This is a genomic window from Microbacterium natoriense (genome assembly GCF_030816295.1).
GTDB classification, from domain to species: domain Bacteria; phylum Actinomycetota; class Actinomycetes; order Actinomycetales; family Microbacteriaceae; genus Microbacterium; species Microbacterium natoriense_A.
In genome coordinates this window covers 499,559-515,204 of sequence record NZ_JAUSXV010000001.1, presented here as the reverse complement: position 1 = coordinate 515,204, position 15,646 = coordinate 499,559, and the positions used below count along the sequence as shown (strand labels likewise).

16 protein-coding genes are annotated in these 15,646 nt (G+C 68.5%); 14 read left to right on the top strand and 2 right to left on the bottom strand.

The genetic code is table 11. From position 1 onward, the window contains the following. Nucleotides 1-74: 74 nt before the first annotated feature. Nucleotides 75-1,202, bottom strand: coding sequence for a hypothetical protein (locus QFZ53_RS02425; protein WP_307293127.1), 1,128 nt, complete (start codon nucleotides 1,200-1,202; stop codon nucleotides 75-77). 113 nt (nucleotides 1,203-1,315) lie between these two features. Between QFZ53_RS02425 and QFZ53_RS02420 the strand changes: the two genes are divergently transcribed. Genes QFZ53_RS02420 through QFZ53_RS02410 form a run of 3 tightly spaced genes read left to right on the top strand, consistent with a single transcriptional unit; the run spans nucleotide 1,316 to nucleotide 3,254 of the window. After that, the gene (locus QFZ53_RS02420) at nucleotides 1,316-2,326 is read left to right on the top strand and encodes a hypothetical protein (RefSeq protein ID WP_307293122.1); all 1,011 of its coding nucleotides are present in this window, start codon (nucleotides 1,316-1,318) and stop codon (nucleotides 2,324-2,326) included. A 2-nt stretch (nucleotides 2,327-2,328) separates the two neighbouring features. Then, nucleotides 2,329-2,898, top strand: a complete 570-nt coding sequence (locus QFZ53_RS02415) for a GNAT family N-acetyltransferase (RefSeq protein WP_292908518.1) — start codon at nucleotides 2,329-2,331, stop codon at nucleotides 2,896-2,898. After that, the gene (locus QFZ53_RS02410; RefSeq protein ID WP_307293120.1) at nucleotides 2,895-3,254 is read left to right on the top strand and encodes a hypothetical protein; all 360 of its coding nucleotides are present in this window, start codon (nucleotides 2,895-2,897) and stop codon (nucleotides 3,252-3,254) included. Before QFZ53_RS02415 ends, QFZ53_RS02410 begins: the two co-directional genes overlap by 4 nt. Before the next feature lie 12 nt (nucleotides 3,255-3,266). On the opposite strand, the gene QFZ53_RS02405 is transcribed toward QFZ53_RS02410, so the two are convergent. Further along, a complete protein-coding gene (locus QFZ53_RS02405; RefSeq protein WP_292908522.1) occupies nucleotides 3,267-3,806 on the bottom strand; it encodes an Lrp/AsnC family transcriptional regulator in 540 nt (179 codons plus the stop codon). 196 nt (nucleotides 3,807-4,002) lie between these two features. Here QFZ53_RS02405 and QFZ53_RS02400 point away from each other — a divergent pair, with 196 nt between their 5' ends. From QFZ53_RS02400 to QFZ53_RS02350, 11 genes are all read left to right on the top strand, one after another. Continuing rightward, nucleotides 4,003-5,589 carry an ABC transporter substrate-binding protein gene (locus QFZ53_RS02400; protein ID WP_307293113.1) on the top strand — a complete coding sequence of 529 codons (1,587 nt, stop codon included), beginning with the start codon at nucleotides 4,003-4,005 and terminating at the stop codon, nucleotides 5,587-5,589. A 7-nt stretch (nucleotides 5,590-5,596) separates the two neighbouring features. Next, entirely contained in the window at nucleotides 5,597-6,658 is a 1,062-nt protein-coding gene (locus QFZ53_RS02395; RefSeq protein ID WP_292908526.1) for an ABC transporter permease, read from the top strand. Further along, nucleotides 6,655-7,566: an ABC transporter permease gene (locus QFZ53_RS02390; RefSeq protein WP_307293111.1), complete on the top strand. Its 912-nt coding sequence runs from the start codon at nucleotides 6,655-6,657 to the stop codon at nucleotides 7,564-7,566. Before QFZ53_RS02395 ends, QFZ53_RS02390 begins: the two co-directional genes overlap by 4 nt. Further along, nucleotides 7,563-8,393: an ABC transporter ATP-binding protein gene (locus QFZ53_RS02385; protein ID WP_307293109.1), complete on the top strand. Its 831-nt coding sequence runs from the start codon at nucleotides 7,563-7,565 to the stop codon at nucleotides 8,391-8,393. The genes QFZ53_RS02390 and QFZ53_RS02385 overlap by 4 nt, the downstream gene beginning before the upstream one ends. Continuing rightward, nucleotides 8,386-9,225 (top strand): ABC transporter ATP-binding protein, encoded by an 840-nt coding sequence (locus QFZ53_RS02380; protein ID WP_292908532.1) that lies wholly within the window; start codon nucleotides 8,386-8,388, stop codon nucleotides 9,223-9,225. The genes QFZ53_RS02385 and QFZ53_RS02380 overlap by 8 nt, the downstream gene beginning before the upstream one ends. 100 nt (nucleotides 9,226-9,325) lie before the next feature. Further along, nucleotides 9,326-10,543, top strand: a complete 1,218-nt coding sequence (locus tag QFZ53_RS02375; protein WP_307293104.1) for a CaiB/BaiF CoA transferase family protein — start codon at nucleotides 9,326-9,328, stop codon at nucleotides 10,541-10,543. Continuing rightward, nucleotides 10,543-11,340: an HpcH/HpaI aldolase/citrate lyase family protein gene (locus QFZ53_RS02370; protein ID WP_307293101.1), complete on the top strand. Its 798-nt coding sequence runs from the start codon at nucleotides 10,543-10,545 to the stop codon at nucleotides 11,338-11,340. Before QFZ53_RS02375 ends, QFZ53_RS02370 begins: the two co-directional genes overlap by 1 nt. Nucleotides 11,341-11,446: 106 nt before the next feature. Continuing rightward, a complete protein-coding gene (locus tag QFZ53_RS02365; protein ID WP_307293097.1) occupies nucleotides 11,447-12,469 on the top strand; it encodes a LacI family DNA-binding transcriptional regulator in 1,023 nt (340 codons plus the stop codon). After that, nucleotides 12,466-13,401: a carbohydrate ABC transporter permease gene (locus tag QFZ53_RS02360; protein WP_292908540.1), complete on the top strand. Its 936-nt coding sequence runs from the start codon at nucleotides 12,466-12,468 to the stop codon at nucleotides 13,399-13,401. Before QFZ53_RS02365 ends, QFZ53_RS02360 begins: the two co-directional genes overlap by 4 nt. Continuing rightward, nucleotides 13,398-14,306 carry a carbohydrate ABC transporter permease gene (locus QFZ53_RS02355; RefSeq protein WP_307293093.1) on the top strand — a complete coding sequence of 303 codons (909 nt, stop codon included), beginning with the start codon at nucleotides 13,398-13,400 and terminating at the stop codon, nucleotides 14,304-14,306. The genes QFZ53_RS02360 and QFZ53_RS02355 overlap by 4 nt, the downstream gene beginning before the upstream one ends. Nucleotides 14,307-14,352: 46 nt before the next feature. Next, entirely contained in the window at nucleotides 14,353-15,645 is a 1,293-nt protein-coding gene (locus QFZ53_RS02350; RefSeq protein ID WP_292908544.1) for an ABC transporter substrate-binding protein, read from the top strand. Nucleotide 15,646: the final 1 nt, after the last annotated feature.

Genomic DNA, 15,646 nt, shown 5'->3' with positions numbered 1-15,646 from the left:
GGCGCTAATCCCCAAAGCAGCACCCACCCCCACACTCACCCCTCGGTGACCGCCTGACGCGACGTTCGCACTCCTCAGTGCATCGAACCGATGGCTTGCAGCGCGATCCACACGACGCCGAAAACGACAGCGACGACGATCGGCACCCACCGGAAGCCCCGCGAGAGCCGACGGCCCTCGTGCGCCACGCCAGGGGGCGGGGTGAGCATGCCCGCCGGCGCTGCGAAGGGCAGCGCCGTGGCATCCCTCGCCTGTCCCGCAGATGAGGCGAGCGGTGGATTCGCGACCAGCAGCCGCTCGTCGCGCCACCGCGCCCACTGGTCGAGTTTCACCAGCAGAGCCCCCACCGCGCCGAACAACCAGGCCCACGTCGCGGGGTCGAGAGTCGAGGCCTTGCGCTGCGTGTACAGGAACAGCCAGTCGTCGACGATCTCGACGTCGAGCTCGGCCGCGTTGTCGATGAAACGCGCCATGATGTCGGGTGTGAACAGGTAGAGGGCGTCGCTCTCGTACCCCTCGGGGCAGTACAGGTCGAAGTACCTATCGAAGTCGCCCTCCAGCGACAGCCGCTGCGCCTTGCGGAAGGCCGCCGGCAGGTTGGATCCGAAGGAGTTGTTGCCCTTGGCGTCGAGCACGATGTTCGGCAGCGGCACGTCGAGCTTCACTGCCACGTAGCCCCAGTTGTGCGTGGTCGAGTTCTTGCCCGATCCGGTCGTGTACTGGAAGTTCCCGAACTCGGCGAAGCGGGGTGTGGTGCCGCGGACGACATCGGTCGAGGCCCGGGAGCGGCCGATGCCGAAGACCATCCCCGGCAGCGGAGGGTCGGCGATCCTCGCCTCGTAGGTCATGCCGTTCGCCTGCGCGAAGCGGTTCAGGCGGTAGCGGGTCGTGCGCGCTCGACGCCAGCCGGCCAACGAGAGCACGATGCCGAGCACGGCGGCGACGCCGATCAACGCGAAGGGGATCAGGCCGCCGCGTCCGCCGGAGACCGAGCCGGAGAGCACCGCGACCATGACGGACACGAGGACAGGCACCATGATGACCGCCGAGAGCGCGATAACGACGACGGCGATGATGGCCCCCGCGTTCATGGTCGCGGTCCCTCGTGCTCGCAGCTCGGCCGCGAAGGCCCGCACCGCCCGAGGATCGACCGGTTCTGTGAGGGGTCGGGCGTCGAAGGTCGCCTGCGTCGGCGGTGTCATCCGCGCGCCCCGACGGCGCGCAAGGCGAGATACGTGAACCACTGCATGCGTTCACGCTACCCGCGGTGCGCCGCAGCGCACGGGTGCGTCACCGGGTGCGGCAGACTGTCCCCATGAGTCAGGTCGCCACCGTGCCCGCCGAGCGCGTGTTCCGCCGGCATCCGCTTCGCATCGCTCTCGGAGCCCTCATGCTGTCCGCCGTGCTGTCGACGGCCGCTCTGTTCATCATCCCGGGATTCCTTCCCCGCACGATGAACATCTCCACGCGGGGCCGGATCGTGCTCGTGGCGGCGATCGTGCTGACGATCGCCGTGTGGGTGGGGGCCTTCTGGCTCCGGAACATCCGGGTGATCGTGCGTTCCGGCACGGTCGACATCGGACGGCCCGGAGGCATGCAGACATACGCCAGAGACACCACCGCGTTCCGGTCGAAAGTCACCGAGCACCGCACCAACGGCCTGCGCACGGGCACGACCCGCGCGCTGGTCGTCTGGACCGACGGACGCGAGACCGTGATCGACCTGCCCGGATTCTCGAGGACCGTCTTCAACGAGCTGATGGCCGAGCTCGCTCCGATCGCTCAGCCGCCAGCCGCCGATCCGGTCGCGGCCGCGCGCGAGCGCGCGAAACTGCCCACGACGTTCCGGCTCGACTCGTCGGGCGAACGACGCATAGGGCGCGGCTTCCTGATCACGGCGATCGTGCTGTTCGCGATGACTCTCGGCGTGACCCTGCTCGTGCTGACCCCGGGCTTCCTCGACGGCGATCTCTCGGCGCTCGTCCTGCTGATCCCCTTCGCAGGCATCGCCGCCATCGGCTTCGCGATCGGAGCCGCGCAGCGCTACCGGGCGGTGAGACGGACTCCGGCGCAGATCGTCGTGGGCCCGCACGGCCTGCGCATGGGCGAAGAGGACCATCCCTATTCGCTGCTTGCGCGCATCTGGCTGACGCCGCCCGCATACCCGGTGCACCGGATCCGGCTCGACAAGCGGGGAGGGCGAGCAATCACCTGCATCCTGGGATCGACGCGTGTGACGATGACGCCGACCTACGAGGAATTCGTCCTCGCTCTGCGCTCCGAGACCGCAGGTCTGCCCGGCCTCGTCTCGCTCGATCTGGAGTGACGATGTTCGCGCCGGACTATCCGATCCGCACCGAGCGTCTGCTGCTGCGACCGATCGAGGCCGCCGATGCGGCGCCCATGCTCGACTACAAGGCCGACGCCGAGAACGTCCGCTACGTCCCGTACGGGCCGCTCACCCTCGCCGAGATCGAGGAGAGGATCGCCACGCGCTGGGCGGGGACCCGATTCGAGAAGCAGGATGACGCGGTGTGCCTCGCGGTCGAAGAGCGGGAGAGCGGACGCCTGGTCGGCGACGTCGTGCTGTTCTGGCGCAGCGAGAACGACCGAGAGGGTGAAGTCGGGTACATCCTCGATCCCCGGTTCTCGGGGCGGGGTTACGCGGCGGAGGCCGTGGCCGCTCTGCTCGCGGTGGGATTCGACGGACTGGGACTTCACCGCATCGCGGCACGCATCGACGAGCGGAACGCGGCATCCGTCCGAGTCGTCGAGCGACTCGGCTTCCGTCGCGAGGCCCGACTGGTGGAGAGCTCGTGGTTCAAAGGCGAATGGACGACGCTGCTGATCTACGCGTTGCTGGAGGACGAGTGGAGATCGTCCATAATCGAGGGGTGACCGCGACAGCATCCATCCCCTCCCTCGACGGCCGCCGATTCCGGATGGTCTCGTCGACCACCTCGGCGGTCGACCCGGACTCTCCGAGCGTCTTCAGCTACTGGGAGCGCGACGGCGCGATCTGGGGGGACTACGAGGGCGACACCGTCACCTTCGGCCGCTTCGTCGGCACGCGCACGGGCGACACGATCTGGGTGTCGTTCGTCCACGTGCTCGCCGCGGATGGAACGGTGGTCACGGGCGACGGCGAGAGCGAGCTCGAGATCACGGATGCCGGGCTCATCCGCCTCGTGGAGCACTACGAGATGCACGGCGCGCCGCAGCTCAGCGTGTGCGAGGAGATCCCGGCGGCCTGAGCCGCGACGGCTTCACCGAGGCGGAAGGGTGTCGCGACCCGGCGTCGCGGGTGTCCACCGCGTCATGCCGAGCGGGATCTCGGTGTTCCGCTCCGGGAGATCGGAGGGGAGCAGGAACGACCGGCGCACGACCTCGTCGAGCACCACCACGCTCACGACCGTGCGCACCTCGGGCAGCTGGGCGATGACTCCGGTCGAGAACTCGTGCACACCGCTCACGTCCACTGCGCGGATCAGCAGCATCGCGTCGTGCTCGCCGGTGGTGATCGCGCACCACTCGACGTCGGGCATCTCCGAGACGCGCTCGCGGAAGGACGTCCATGCCTGGGGGAGCACGGTGACGAAGACGAGCGCGCCGATCGACAGTCCCGCCTTCGCGGGGTCGATGCGTGCGCTGAACCCGGTGATGACCCCGTCGTGCACGAGAGACTCGACCCTCGTGTACGCATTGGCCCGGGAGATGCCCACCTTCTCGGCGAGGGCGGCGATCGAGACGCGCCCGTTCTCGCGGAGCACGTCGAGAATTCTGTACGCGATGTCGTCGAGTGGCATGGCACTTCGTCCAGATTGCTTCAGGACTTCGGCGTCCCTGCTGGACATATTGCACCTCCTGGGTAGGGCTGGAATCAGATCCAACCAGCGTTACGCATTCTTGATAGACAGATCGTCGCACATCATGGGAATCTGTTGAAGGTCGTCCACATCGGTCGGCCTACCCGAAATGTACTCCTCGCCCCTGGAGGCCACCATGGTGACGCGTCGCAGCACCTCTCTCATCGCCCTGGGAGCCGTCGCGCTCCTCGCCCTCGCCGGCTGCTCCGGCGGCAACTCCGCGAACAGCGGAGGCAACGCGTCGAAGGGCGACTCGCTCGTCATCGACACCGCCTTCTCCATCGAGACCGGCGACCCCGGCCACACCTACGACCCCACCGGCAACATGATCGCGAAGGCCCTCTACGAGACCCTCGTCGACTTCAAGGGCTCCGACGTGTCGACTCCGATCGCCGGTCTCGCGTCGTGGAAGCAGAACGACGCCGCGACCGAGTTCACCTTCACCCTCGAAGGAGACCGGGTCTTCTCCGACGGCTCGCCCATCGAGGCGAAGGACGTCGTGTTCTCCCTGCAGCGCATCCAGGGCATGGAGGATGCCAAGCCGAACTTCCTGCTCGGCGGGCTCACCGTCGCCGAAGTCGACGACAAGACCGTGAAGATCACCTCCGAGACTCCGCTGCTGCAGCTGCCGGCGATCCTCGCGAACCCGGCACTCGGCATCGTGAACTCCGATGTCGTGATCGAGAACGGCGGCGCCACCGACGGATCGGACAGCGCGCAGAAGTACCTCGACGGCGCCTCCGCAGGCTCCGGTCCCTACGTGCTGGACACCCTCGATCTCTCCTCGCAGGTCGTGCTGAAGAAGAGCGACGAGTACAACGGCGACGAGAAGGCCGGTTACGACCGCGTCGTCGTGCGCAACGTCTCCGAGAGCGCCACGCAGCTCGCCAACCTCAAGGGCGGCGACTCGATGGTCGCGATGGATCTCAACGGCGACCAGGTCGCCGGTCTCGGCGACGGCGTGAAGGTCGACTCGGTGCCCTCGGGCCAGACCATCTTCCTGCTGCTGAACCAGTCTCCGGCCGTCGCCGGCGATCTCGCCAACGTGAAGATCGCCGAGGCGATCCGCTACTCGCTCGACTACGACGCCCTGCTCGAGCTCGCCGGAGCAGGCGCCGTGCAGGCGACCGGCGTGATCCCTCCCGGGTTCGAGGGCGCTCTCGAGTCCGGTGTGAAGCCGGACGCCGAGAAGGCCAAGGCCGCGCTCGCCGAGGCCGGTTACACGGGCCAGACGCTGAAGCTGCAGTTCCCGAACGACTACCCGGTCGGCGGCGTCGAGTTCACCCCGCTCGCCGAGCGCGTCCAGGCGCAGCTGAAGGATGCGGGCATCAACGTCGAACTGGCGCCGCAGCCCTTCGCGACCGAGCTCGACGCCTACGTCGGCGGCACCGAGGGCTTCGGCCTCTGGTTCTGGGGCCCCGACTACGCCGACTCGGCCAACTTCCTGCCCTTCGCCCCCGGCCTCAAGGTCGGTCTGCGCTCGGGCTGGGCGGCCGAGGCGAACCCCGAGATCGCGCAGATCGCGGCGGATGCAGCCAGCGCCACGGATGCGGCGACCCGCGCCGACGACTTCACCGCCTTCGCCGAGGCGATGCAGGCCGAGGGCCCCTTCGTGCCGCTGATCGTCCCCGGCCGCAACATCGCCACCGCCGACGACGTCACCGGTGCGGTGTACAACTCCGTCTGGGAGATGGACATCGCCGAGATCAACCCCGCCGGCTGAGGGCCTCATGACGACGGTGGCGGTGCAGAGACAGGCGCAACGGCGCAGGTCTCCGCTGATCGGATACCTGCTGCGCCGGATCGGCACCTCGCTGCTCCTGCTGGTGGGCGTCACGATCGTGACATTCGCGCTCACGAACCTGGTGCCTGGCGACCCGATCTCCGCGGCACTGGGTGAGGGCGCGTCGCAGAACCCCGCGACGCGCGACGCGTTCATCGCCGCGCACGGTCTCGATCAGCCGCTCATCGTGCAGTACTTCATCTACATGGGGAACCTCCTCCGAGGAGACCTCGGCACGTCGCTGGTGACCGGACGCCCGGTCACCAGCGACCTCGCCACCGCGGTGCCTGCGACGATCGAGGTCGCCATCGGCGCGATCATCCTCAGCCTCGTCGTCAGCATCGTGCTGGGCACGCTCGCCGCCTACCGCCGCGGGCTCGTGACCGATCAGGTCATCCGCGTCGTGACCCTCGTCGGTCTCAGCGTGCCGACCTTCTGGCTCGCTCTGGTCAGCTTCTACGTGTTCTTCCTGCAGCTGCACATCGCCCCGGGCTCCGGGCGCATCTCGCCGTCGATCACCCCGCCGCCGACCGTCACCGGCATGTACACGATCGACTTCCTCCTGAACGGCGACGGCGTGGGCTACTTCGACGCACTGGCGCACCTCGCCCTGCCCGTCCTCGTGCTCTCGCTCGTCACCATCGGGTTGCTCACCCGATTCATCCGCACCTCGGTGCTCGAGGTGCTCGGCAGCGACTACGTGCGGGCGGCGCGGGCCAAGGGCCTGCCGGCGATGCGCGTCATCCTCGATTACGTGCTCCGCGGAGCCTCCCTCCCGATCCTCACCGTCGTCGGCGTCGCCTTCGGCTCGCTGCTCTCGGGCACGGTGCTCGTCGAGTCGGTGTTCGCCTGGCCGGGCCTCGGCACCTACGCCTACAACTCGGCGTCCAACCTCGACCTCCCCGGCATCATGGGCGTCGGTCTCGTGGTCGGGCTCATCTACCTCCTCATCAACTTCGTCGTCGACCTGCTGTACGGCGTCCTCGACCCGAGAGTGAGGATCGCATGAGCAGCATCGACGCCGCATCCGGACCCTGGCGCATCCGTCTCCGCTGGCCGCGCGCCTGGCGCACCCCGCTCGGGGTCATCGGCACGGTCATCGCCCTGGCGTGGGTCATCATCGCCTTCACCGCGCAGTGGTGGGTCCCGTTCGATCCGAACGCCCAGGCGCTGCCCCGCCTGCAGCCGCCAGGCATCGACACGCTGCTCGGCACCGACGGCAACGGCCGCGACATCTTCTCCCGCCTGATGACGGGTGCGACAGTGAGCCTGCCCCTCGCGCTCATGCTCGTGATCGCGGCGATGATCATCGGCACCACGATCGGCGCGCTCGCCGGATACTTCGGCGGCTGGGTCGACGAGACGCTCATGCGCATCACCGACCTCTTCATGGCGTTCCCCACCGTGATCCTTGCCATGGTGGTCGCGGCATCCCTCGGCCCGTCGCTGTTCAACGCGGTGATCGCGGCGATCGTCGTCTCCTGGCCGCAGTACTCGCGCGTCACGCGCAGCATCGTGCTGGGCCTGCGCGGCCAGAACTACGTGATCGCGGGGCGGCTGCTCGGTCACTCGCCGCTGCGCACGCTGTTCGTCGACATCCTGCCGAACATCGCCGGTCCCATGCTCGTGCTCGCGACCCTCGACATCGGCGCCGCCATCCTGCTGCTCTCCGGTCTCTCATTCCTCGGTCTCGGCGCCCAGCCGCCGACCGCGGAGTGGGGCTCGATGATCTCGGCCGCGATCCAGAACTTCGACGCCTGGTGGCTCGGCGTCTTCCCCGGTCTCGCGATCCTCACGGTCGTGCTCGCCTTCAACTTCCTCGGCGATGCGATGAGAGACGTGCTCGACCCGACCGCCGAGATGACGCACGAGAAGCAGGCGGAGCACAAGGCCGACGCGAAGGGAGCCATCGCATGACCGCGGCGCTCAGCATCCGCGATCTGACGATCGACATCGGCCGTCCGCTCGTCCGTGGAGTCTCGCTCGAACTCGAGGCCGGACGCATCCACGGTCTCGCCGGAGAATCCGGTTCGGGCAAGACGCTCACTTCGCTCGCCGTCCTCGGGCTCCTCCCGCGACAGGCCCGCACCGGCGGATCGATCTCCTTGGCGGGGGAGGAGCTGCTCGGCATGCGCCGGCGCGACCTCAACCGCATCCGCGGCAGGCGGATCGCCATGGTGTTCCAGGACCCCTCGGCGTCGCTGCACCCGCAGCTGCCCGTGGGGCGCCAGCTCACCGACCACCTGCGAGTGCATCTCTCTCTCGCGAAGGACGCCGCGAGGACCCGGGCGATCGAGCTGCTCGAGACGGTGCAGGTGCCGAACCCGGCCGAGGCGCTGAAGCGCTATCCGCATCAGTTCTCGGGCGGACAGCGTCAGCGCATCGCGATCGCGTGCGCGCTCGCGTGCGACCCCGACGTGCTGCTGGCCGACGAGCCCACGACCGCGCTCGACGTCACGGTGCAGGCCGGGATCCTGCGGCTGCTGCGCGACCTCGCGACCCAGCGGAACCTCGCGGTGCTCCTCGTCACGCACGATCTGGGCGTGATGAGCGCGATCGCCGACGAGGTCGCCGTCATGAAGAACGGGGAGATCGTCGAGCGGGCCGACCGCGAGACGCTGTTCCGCGATCCGCAGCACGAGTACACCCGCACGCTGCTCGCCGCCCTGCCTGGTTCGAAGATCGAAGAGGCCGATGCGGCAGACGAAGCGGATGCCGCGACCGAGGAGGCCGCAGATGAGTGAAGTCGCCGTCCTCGATGCGCGCGACGTGGTCGTGCGCTACCCGGGCAACCCGCCGGTCGTCGCCGTCGACAGCGTCTCGCTGAGCGTGGCGCCAGGGGAGACCGTCGCCCTGGTCGGCGAATCGGGCAGCGGCAAGTCGAGCCTCGCCCGCGCAGCCGTCGGCATCGAGAAGCTCGCCGGCGGCGCCGTGCTGTTCCACGACGCCCCCGTGACTCCGCTCGGCATCCGCCGCCGGTCGATCGCGCTCACCGGCATCCAGATGGTCTTCCAGGACCCGGCGACCTCGTTGAACCCGCGTCGCCGCATCGGCGACCAGATCGCCGACGGCATCGCGACGGCTCTGGCGCGAGGAGCTGCAGGCTCGACGGTCGAGGAGTGGCTCGAGAAGGTCGGGCTTCCCGCGAACGTGGTGTCGCGCTACCCGCACCAGTTCTCCGGCGGTCAGAAGCAGCGCATCGCGATCGCGCGAGCGCTCGCCGCACGGCCGTCGCTGCTGGTCGCCGACGAGCCGATCTCGGCGCTGGACGCGTCGACGCAGACGAGCGTCGCCGGTCTCATGCGCGATCTCGTGGCCGAGGCGGGCGCCGGCATGCTGTTCATCTCGCACGACCTCGCCGTGGTCCGCCGCATCGCCGACCGCACGGTGGTGCTCTACGGGGGCCGCGTGATGGAGTCGGGCGCGACGGACCGCGTGTGGTCGAGCCCTCAGCATCCGTACACCCGGGCACTGCTGGCGGCCATTCCCGAACCCGACGGCGCGGGGCGCATTCCCGAGGCGCCCTCGACGGAGGATCGGATGCTGTGGTCGGAAGTGGCTCCGGTCATCGACTGAGGCGTCGCGCTCCGAGCCCTGACGGGAAAGTCGCGACGGCTCGTCGGAGGCGGATCCTGTCGGTGTTCCCGTGCGATCGAGCTGTGGCTATCATGTCTCGGTGTCGGACCAGGAAGATCTGAGAACTGTTCCATCGCCTCCGCTGCACGGGGTGCGCGTGCTCGACGTGTCGACGCTCTTCGCCGGTCCTCTCGCGGCCACCTTTCTCGGCGATTTCGGCGCCGACGTGATCAAGATCGAGCATCCGGCACGACCCGACGCCGCCCGCGGGCACGGCCCGCAGAAGCACGGCGTCAATCTCTGGTGGAAGACGCTCGGTCGCAACAAGCGCACAGCGACGGTCGATCTGAGCACGGCGGCCGGCGCGGACGTGCTTCTGAGACTCGTCGCCGATGCCGATGTGATGATCGAGAACTTCCGTCCGGGCACTCTCGAGCGCTGGGGGCTCTCGCCCGAGCAATTGTTCGCGGCGAATCCGCGGCTGGTGCTCGCGAGGGTGACCGCTTTCGGGCAATTCGGGCCGTACTCCTCACGGCCGGGCTTCGGAAGCCTCGCCGAGGCCATGAGCGGATTCGCCGCGCTCACGGGCGATCCGGACGGCCCGCCTACGCTGCCGCCGTTCGGCCTCGCCGACGGCATCGCGGCGCTCGCCACTTCCTACGCTGTGATGGCGGCACTGCGAGGTGCCGAGCGCGACGGCGTCGGGCAGGTCGTCGACATGGCGATCATCGAGCCGATCCTGATGCTGCTGGGCGGACAGATCACGGCATGGGATCAGCTCGGTCTCGTGCAGCCGCGCACCGGCAACAGATCCGTCAACAACGCTCCGCGCAACGTCTACCGCTCGCGCGACGGCGTCTGGCTGGCGGTCTCGACGAGTTCGCAGTCGATCGCCGAACGGGTCATGACCGTGGTCGGCCGCACCGAGCTGACCAGGGAGCCGTGGTTCGGCTCGGGACACGACCGGGCACAGCACGCCGACGAGCTCGACGACGCCGTGCAGACCTGGATCGGCGCGCACCCCGCGTCCGAGGTCATCGATGCCTTCGAGGCCGCATCCGCCGCGATCGCACCGGTGTACGACGTGAGGGGAGTCGTCGATGACCCGCAGTACCGGGCTCTGGAGACGATCGTGAGAGTGCCCGACCCGGAACTGGGAGACCTCGCGATGCAGAACGTCCTCTTCCGGCTCTCGCGCACGCCGGGCTCCGTCCGCTGGGCCGGGCGACCGCACGGTGCGGACACGGACGACGTCTTGCGGGATGCGGGATTCTCGGATGACGACATCGACGCACTGCACGCGTCAGGCGCCGTGTGATGGATCTTCACCGCACGGGGCTCTACGTGCCGGGCGACCGGCCCGATCGCTTCGCTTCGGCCGAGGCGAGCGGGGCGGACCTCGTCGTCTTCGACCTCGAGGACGCGGTGGCCGCCGAGCGCAAGGGGCGCGCCAGGGATGACGTGATCAGGTGGCTGGAAGCTCGCTCATCGGAGGTCGCGGTGCAGGTGCGCGTGAACGCCGGAGACGACGAAGACCTGCGCGCGGTCTCGACGTTGCCGCTCGACGTCGGCATCCGGCTGCCGAAGGTCGAGGATCGAATGCAGCTCGACAGGGTGGCCGAGCTCGCGCCGGGACATCCGGTGACGGCGCTGCTCGAGTCGGCGAGGGGTGTGCTGAACGCGCGTGCCACTGCCGAGCACCCGGCGGTGGTGGCGATCGGCCTGGGCGAGAGCGATCTGCGCAGCGACCTGGGCGGCGGCGAGCCGGTACTCGACCATGCCCGACTCACCGCGCTGTACTCCGCGCGAGCCGCCGGACTGCCGGCCCCGATGGCGTCCGTCTACCCCGCGATCCGCGATCTGGATGGGCTCGCGGAAGACACGCGACGGGCGGCGCAGCTGGGCATGTTCGGGCGCATGGCGGTGCATCCGATCCAGCTGCCGGTGATCGCGGCGGAGTTCGCGCCGACGGCCGCCCAGATCGCCTGGGCGCAGGAGGTGCTGCGACTACTCGCAGCAGGGGGAGTGGCGACTCTCGCCTCCGGCGAGATGGTCGATCCGGCCATGCGCGGGCGTGCCGAGCGGATTCTCCGGGAGTACGTCGCAGGGTCTTGACACCCGGCACTCCCGCCGCCTAGATTCCCTGCAGCCCGACCAGCGCCGATTTGGAAACGTTTCCACGTCCGATCGCTGGAAACGTTTCCACTCGACGAGGAGCATCATGGGGACGAAGCCGACACTGCACGAGGTCGCCGCGACCGCCGGCGTCTCCCTGGCGTCCGCGTCGCGTGCGCTCACCGGACGCTCCGCGAGCCCCGAGATGGTGCGCAAGGTCCGCACCGCGGCCAAGCGCATCGGCTACCTCCCTGACGCCACCGCCCGATCGCTGCGCCTGGGCGGACACAGGCAGGTCGTCTTCGCGGTCGACGACATCGGCAACCCGAACTACGTGCAGATGCTGCGCGCGATCGAGGCGGAGCTGGGGGAGACCACGCGGATCAGCGTCTCCTCGACCGGCCGTCGCCCGGATCAGACGGTGGAGCTCGTGCGGATGCTGAGCATGGGAGCGGGCGACGGACTCATCATCTCTCCGCTGCGCGTGACCCCGGCGCTGCGCCAGGCGATCGCCGACACCGTCGTGCCGGTCGTCGTGATCGGTACGCTGCACTCCGATCTCGGCGTCGACAACGTGTTCGTCGACTCGTCGGTCGCGGTGGGAATGGTGGTCGACCACCTCGTCGAGATCGGTCGCACCCGCATCGGCGTCATCAACGGGCCGGGAAACACCAATCCGGGCGCCGCGCGTCGGGCGGGCTTCGCGGCCGCGGTCGAGCGCCACGCCCTCGTGCGCACCGAGGCGCTGCAGATCACGGCGGCGGACTTCACGGTGGGAGCAGGCGTCGACGCCGCGGAACACCTGCTCGCCGCAACGCTCGACAGCGGCATCCCGATCGACGCCATCGTGTGCGCGAACGACCTCATCGCGATCGGCGCGATCAGCGCGGCGCGACGTCGAGGGCTGCGGGTACCCGACGACCTCGCCGTCACGGGCATCGACGACACCGAGCTCGCGGCGCTGTACAGCCCTCCGCTCACCTCGGTGTCGCTGCAGTCCGAGCGACGCGGAGGCATTGCGGCGCGTATGCTCAGCGAGCGATTCGCCGACCCGTCGCGCCCTCCCCGCCGCGAGACGGTGGACGCCACGCTCGTCATCAGGGCTTCGACGATCGGCGAAGCCGCATGAGTGCCGGGACGAGCCGCACCAGGACCACGGCCGTTCCGCGGACGGGCGGGCTGGCCCGCTCCCGGCGCAACGAGGCGATCGGCCTCGTCGTGCCCACCCTGATCCCGATCCTCGCGCTGAGCGTGGTGCCGCTGTTCATCGGCGTCGCGACGGCGTTCACCGACTCGCGGCTCGCACGTCACCACGACACGCAGTTCGTGGGCTTCGAGAACTTCATCTCGCTCGGCTCCGACGTGCAGTTCTGGCAGTCGTTCGGCATCGGCATGATCTGGGCGGTGACGGTCACCGTGTTGCAGGTGGTCGGTGGACTCTGCCTGGCGCTGCTGCTGAACACCGACCTGCGATTCCGCGGGATCACGCGTGTGCTCGCGTTGATTCCCTGGGCCATGCCGCCGGTCGTCGTCGCCGTCATGTGGCAGATGATCTACTCGCCGACGAACGGCCCGTTGAACTGGCTGATCGAGTCGCTGGGCGGTCCCGCCGACATCAACTGGCTCGGCGACTTCGGTCTCGCCCTCCCGGCGGTGATCCTCGTCGGCGTCTGGGTCGGCATGCCGCAGAACACCGTGGTCCTGCTCGCCGGGCTTCAGCAGGTGCCCGGCGAGCTGCTCGAGGCGGCCGCGGTCGACGGCGCGAGCACGTGGCGGCGCTTCGTGAGCGTCACGCTCCCCGCGCTGCGTCCGGTGATCTTCTCGATCGCGAGCCTGAGCTTCATCTGGAACTTCAACTCCTTCGGCATCGTCTACGTGATGACGGAGGGCGGTCCTGGCGGACGCACCATGCTGCCGATGCTGTTCACCTACCTCGAGGCGTTCAAGACCCGCAACACCGGTGGGGCCGCGGCGATGGGCGACGTGATCGTGCTCTTCCTCGTCGTCATCCTGGTGATCGCGCTGTGGCGCCAGTTCCGTCCGGAGAGGAGCGCGCGATGAAGGACACGACCGCGACCAGGACCCTGGTCACGCAGAACGCCACGAAGACCCAGCGGCGACGGGCCGACCGGCGCACGAGGAAGCCTCTGGTGCGTACTCTGCAGTATCTGGCGCTCGCCGCGTTCCTCATCTTCCTGGGGTTCCCGCTGGTGTGGCTCATCTCGACGGCATTCAAGTCCTCGGCCGAGATCAACTCGCTCGCCGTCAACCTCTTTCCGCTGCAGCCGACGATCGACAACTTCATCGCGGCGCTGGAGAGGCAGGGGCTCGTGCGTGCGGCCGGCAACAGCCTCATCGTCGCCGTCGCGACGACGATCGTCGTCACGCTGCTGTCGATCCCAGGTGCCTACGTGATGGCGCGCTACCAGGGGAAGCTGCGGACGATCGGCGTGGGCTACATCCTGGTCAGCCAGATCTTCCCGGTGATCCTCGTCGTGATCCCGCTGTTCTTCATCCTCCGCTCCGTAGGGCTCGTCGACTCGCTGCTCGGACTCGTGATCGTGTACTCGGTCTATACGCTGCCGTTCTCGCTCTGGATGCTGCAGGGCTACGTCGCGGCGATCCCCTTCGACATCGAGGAAGCGGCGGCGATCGACGGCGCGAACAAGGCGCGTACTCTCCAGCGGGTCGTGTTCCCGCTGCTGATGCCCGGACTCGCCGCCACCGCGATGTTCAGCTTCGTCTCGGCGTACAACGAGTTCTTCTTCGCACTCGTGCTGCTGCAGTCTCCCGAGAACTACACCCTCCCGATCGCGCTCAGCACCTTCATCGGCGGCGAGGGCAAGGTCGCCGTCGGTCCGCTCGCCGCCGGTGCGCTGCTCTCCAGCATCCCCAGCATCGTGTTCTTCACGCTGCTGCAGAAGCGCCTGGCCACCGGCCTGCTGTCCGGCGCGGTCAAAGGCTAGCGCCACAGTTCCCGCAGTTCCCGAACACTAGAGAAAGAGGTATGAAGTGAAGACGCTTCATCGTGCGACCATCGCACTCGCGGCCGCCGCCGCGACGGCCCTGGTCCTCGCGTCCTGCTCGCAGGGCGGCGAGACCGCAGACGACACCGCCGACGGCGAGCCGGTGTCGATCACGTTCCAGTCGTTCTCCGATCAGCCGGCCGCGATCCAGGCGACCAAGGAGATCGTCGACGCGTGGAACGCCGACAATCCCGACATCCAGGTCGAGATCGTCCAGGCTCCGACCGACAGTCTGGATGACAAGCTGACGACGCAGTTCGCGGGCGAGGTCGCGCCGGACATCATCCACTACGAGGTGCTCGGAATCGTGCCGTTCGCCAGGGACGGCTACCTCGCCGATCTGAGCGAGCTGCTCAGCGAGAAGACTCTCGACGACATCGATCCCGGCGTGCGGGAGTCGGTCACGGTCGACGGCCAGATCATCGGCGCCCCGACCGAACTGCAGACCTACGTCGTGTTCGCGAACAAGACGCTGCTCGAGGCCGCAGGTGTGGAGATCCCGACCGGCGACTCCATGTCGTGGGACGAACTGGCCGACATCGCCGCGGCGACCACCTCGGGTGACGTGCACGGCATCACGTGGGGCCTGAAGAGCCCCACCGCGGCGTTCATGAGCCTGGGGATGGGCTTCGGATCGGAGTACTTCACCGGCAAGGGCGAGGACATGAAGGTCGAGGTGAAGGATGCCGACCTCGAAGTGCCGAACCGCGTGCGCGACATGATCGAGGCGGGCTCCGTCGACCCGATCGGCGTCACGCAGTCGGGTTCCGACGTGCTCGCGACGTTCTACGCGGGCAAGGCGGCGATGACGGTTCAGGGCTCGTACCAGGTGGCCAACATCGCGACCGATGCTCCGGCAGGCATGGACTGGGTCGTCCTGCCTCCGCTCGCCGGCTCCGAGGGCGCCGTCCAGGCGGCCAACCCTCAGACGCTGTCGATCAACATCGATTCCCCGCATCAGAAGCAGGCGGCGAAGTTCCTCGACTACTTCATGCAGACCGACAACCTCGTGAAGATGAACGTCGCCGACGGGCTGATCCCGACGACGGTGTCGGCGCGCGAGGCGCTCGCCGAGCAGACCGCGGATCAGAACGGCTGGCCGGAGATCGTGAAGTCGGCAGAGGGGCTCGAAGGTCCCGCGTTCCTGCAGGCCAACGGGTTCGTCCGGTGGAAGGACACCGTGGCGACCCCGGCGTTCCAGAAGTTCCTCGGCGGCGAGATCGACGACGAGGGCCTCGCGTCCGAGCTCGACGACGGCTGGGCACAGGTCAACGGTTGAT

What these genes read in the sequence shown, in the direction of transcription:
- QFZ53_RS02425 (WP_307293127.1), bottom strand. Translation starts at nt 1,202, where the DNA reads ATGACACCGCCGACGCAGGCGACCTTCGACGCCCGACCCCTCACAGAA.
- QFZ53_RS02420 (WP_307293122.1), top strand. Translation starts at nt 1,316, where the DNA reads ATGAGTCAGGTCGCCACCGTGCCCGCCGAGCGCGTGTTCCGCCGGCAT.
- QFZ53_RS02415 (WP_292908518.1), top strand. Translation starts at nt 2,329, where the DNA reads ATGTTCGCGCCGGACTATCCGATCCGCACCGAGCGTCTGCTGCTGCGA.
- QFZ53_RS02405 (WP_292908522.1), bottom strand. Translation starts at nt 3,806, where the DNA reads ATGCCACTCGACGACATCGCGTACAGAATTCTCGACGTGCTCCGCGAG.
- QFZ53_RS02400 (WP_307293113.1), top strand. Translation starts at nt 4,003, where the DNA reads ATGGTGACGCGTCGCAGCACCTCTCTCATCGCCCTGGGAGCCGTCGCG.
- QFZ53_RS02395 (WP_292908526.1), top strand. Translation starts at nt 5,597, where the DNA reads ATGACGACGGTGGCGGTGCAGAGACAGGCGCAACGGCGCAGGTCTCCG.
- QFZ53_RS02390 (WP_307293111.1), top strand. Translation starts at nt 6,655, where the DNA reads ATGAGCAGCATCGACGCCGCATCCGGACCCTGGCGCATCCGTCTCCGC.
- QFZ53_RS02385 (WP_307293109.1), top strand. Translation starts at nt 7,563, where the DNA reads ATGACCGCGGCGCTCAGCATCCGCGATCTGACGATCGACATCGGCCGT.
- QFZ53_RS02380 (WP_292908532.1), top strand. Translation starts at nt 8,386, where the DNA reads ATGAGTGAAGTCGCCGTCCTCGATGCGCGCGACGTGGTCGTGCGCTAC.
- QFZ53_RS02370 (WP_307293101.1), top strand. Translation starts at nt 10,543, where the DNA reads ATGGATCTTCACCGCACGGGGCTCTACGTGCCGGGCGACCGGCCCGAT.
- QFZ53_RS02365 (WP_307293097.1), top strand. Translation starts at nt 11,447, where the DNA reads ATGGGGACGAAGCCGACACTGCACGAGGTCGCCGCGACCGCCGGCGTC.
- QFZ53_RS02360 (WP_292908540.1), top strand. Translation starts at nt 12,466, where the DNA reads ATGAGTGCCGGGACGAGCCGCACCAGGACCACGGCCGTTCCGCGGACG.
- QFZ53_RS02355 (WP_307293093.1), top strand. Translation starts at nt 13,398, where the DNA reads ATGAAGGACACGACCGCGACCAGGACCCTGGTCACGCAGAACGCCACG.